Genomic DNA, 2423 nt, shown 5'->3' with positions numbered 1-2423 from the left:
TCAACCGCGAGTTCAAGGCCCCCAAGGGAGCGGGCATGACCGGCGGACCGCCGTCCACGGGCACGCTGGACAGCATGCAGGATATCTGATGCGCATACCCCGGCGGTGCGCAATATGCCCGCCTATTCAAGACATCCCGCGGGCTCAAAGCAACTGATCTAACGCGGGATCAGTTGCTAATGTCCTGCATGCTGCGTCCCGGTTGCCAAGTTTATTGTTGGTGTTGTCGTGCGTTTGCCTTAATTGCCTCAAGAAACTGTTTGGATGTGATCCATTTGTTGTTTGGGCGTTGGTCGCTTTGTTTGTATAGATATTTTCTGGCTTTCCATTTGTCGGTTTTGATGTCTTCTGTTATTCTGCTAAGTCCACCGTCGCGGCCGATAAAAAAGTCTGGCCCATTTTCTGCCCGCATTTTAAGGGTTTTCCCTGTGGCAGACGACTGTGCTGGCTGCTTTGATCGAAGTTTTGAGTAGTTGTTGAGTGCAAATTTCAAGTAGTTTGTAAAGTAGTTTCCCTCTATGTTGTATGTTGAGCTGCAAAAGCTGTCCCATGTTATCGCCTGATAGTTTTGCAAATTCCCAAGGCCTGATGCTTCTGGGACGATAGCAATGTGGTGACATTTTGCCTTGAAAGTTTTTTCAAGTTCGTCTATTATTACAATCTTTTGCTGCAACATCTGTGTCTCGAGTTGGAATTGTGTGGCACTCGAGAACATCTTTGCCTCTATAACAATGAAGATATTTGTTGGTGGGAGTATTTGAATCAGTATGTCTGGTGTTTCCTTTGTTTTGATCTCGATTTTTTTGCCAGGAAAAGTTTCACTGCTGCATGATTCTTTTAAGTTGTATTCCGTGTAGAACATGAACCCGTCCGGAGCGAGGTGTTCGTAGGCGGATTTGTCAATATCTTTGATGTTCGAAAGAAATGTTTTGAGATTTTCGAGGCCGTTGTGGAATAATATGGAAGGTAGAACGGTTGCCGTAAAGAATTTTTCCTTTCGGTTCATTGGTAAGCCGGGTCCATCTTTCGTTATTATCCCATCGAGATCCAAGCTGTTGGACATGTGGCCTCCTGTGCTGATCATTATTGTTTGCTGTCAGAACTCTGTTGCCGTGCAGCCGTGTTGCGTTTGTGGCAAAACGACGTGAGACTCCTTATCATTGATAAGCAGCTTGCGTCCTTCTAACTCAGAGACCGTCATTGACGTTCTTTATATCGTTGAAGCCTGTCCGAAGCCTTCCCCCTTACCTGCCCATCCCCCGCGCCATCTCCTCCGCACGCCGCACGTCCTCCAGGCTGAGCGTCTTGGCCAGTTCGCCGCGGAGCTTGGCCGCGCCTTCCACTTGCTGCTCTTCCGCCAGGAGCAGCAGGGCGTAGCCCCTCACCGGGTCCTTGGGGATCGGCCCCGCGCCGTTGGCCGCCAGTTGGCCCACCAGCAGCTGGCAGTCGCCGTCGCCCGCCTCGGCGGCCCTGGTCAGCCAGTCCCGGGCGTCCTTGTCGCTCTTGGCCACGCCCAGCCCGGCCAGGTAGAACAGGCCGATCTTGCACATGGCCACCACATCGCCCCCGCGCGCGCCCTCCAGCACGAGCCCCGCGCCCTTGGCCACGTCCTCCTTCACCCCCTCGCCCTTGATGTAGAGCGTGCCCAGGTTGGTCAGCGCGGCGGGCTGGCCCTGGTCCGCCGCCTTGCGGTACCACTTGACGGCCTCCTGCACATTGGGCGGCACGCCCGCGCCGTTGCGGTGCATCAGGCCCACCAGGAACTGCGCGTCGGCGTTTCCCTTCCGCGCCAGCGGCAGGAACTCCTTCATGGCCCGGGCGAAGTCCTGGGAACGGTAGGCCGCCACCCCCTCCTCGAAACCGGCCAGGCAGGGGACGGCGAGCAGGCACAGCAGAACAGCAAGAGGCAGGGCGTAAGGCATGGCGCGCATGATGTCGCTCCTTGGCTGGGGTTGACGGCTGGACTGCCGGTCCGTTCGACGCGCGGGGCACGCCCGGGAGGACGGGCCTTCTCCAGGATCACCCGGGCGGCGCGAGCCAGTCCTCCCCGGCCAGCCTGCGGGCCTCCTCGATGGCCCTGCGCCTGCTCTCCATCACGCTCGCCTCGCCCCTCAGCGTCCCCTCCACGCGCACGCTTTTGATGCTGCGGATGCCCATGGAGTTGAGGATCATCTCCAGGTAGGGCCTCTGGAAGTCCAGGGACTGTTCCGGGCTCAGCGGCGGGTAGCTCCCGCCGCTGGCGTAGGCGATGAACGCGGGCTTGTCCGCGATGAGCCCGCGCGAGCCCGAGGCGTCGGACTCGAAGGTCAGGCCCGGCTGCACCACCAGGTCGATGTAGTGCTTGAGCCGGTAGGGCAGACCGAAGTTCCACATGGGCACGGCCATGAGCAGGTAAGGGGGAAGGCTTCGGACAGGCTTCAACG

General features: G+C 57.8%; 3 protein-coding genes. All 3 read right to left on the bottom strand.

Annotation, left to right across the window (positions count from 1 at the left end; translation table 11 throughout):
* Positions 1–211 precede the first annotated feature (211 nt).
* On the bottom strand, positions 212–1063 hold the full coding sequence (locus tag ACV4UX_RS18710; protein WP_491594794.1) for a hypothetical protein: 852 nt from the start codon (positions 1061–1063) through the stop codon (positions 212–214).
* A gap of 181 nt (positions 1064–1244) precedes the next feature.
* On the bottom strand, positions 1245–1931 hold the full coding sequence (locus ACV4UX_RS18705) for a tetratricopeptide repeat protein (RefSeq protein ID WP_491594793.1): 687 nt from the start codon (positions 1929–1931) through the stop codon (positions 1245–1247).
* Between the two features lie 88 nt (positions 1932–2019).
* Positions 2020–2423 (bottom strand): FMN-dependent NADH-azoreductase (locus ACV4UX_RS18700; protein ID WP_491594792.1); only part of this gene is annotated, 404 nt, incomplete at its 5' end.

The organism is Fundidesulfovibrio sp., from assembly GCF_058402725.1.
The sequence above is the reverse complement of the archived record's forward strand: the minus strand, read 5'-3'. Positions and strand labels throughout refer to the sequence as shown.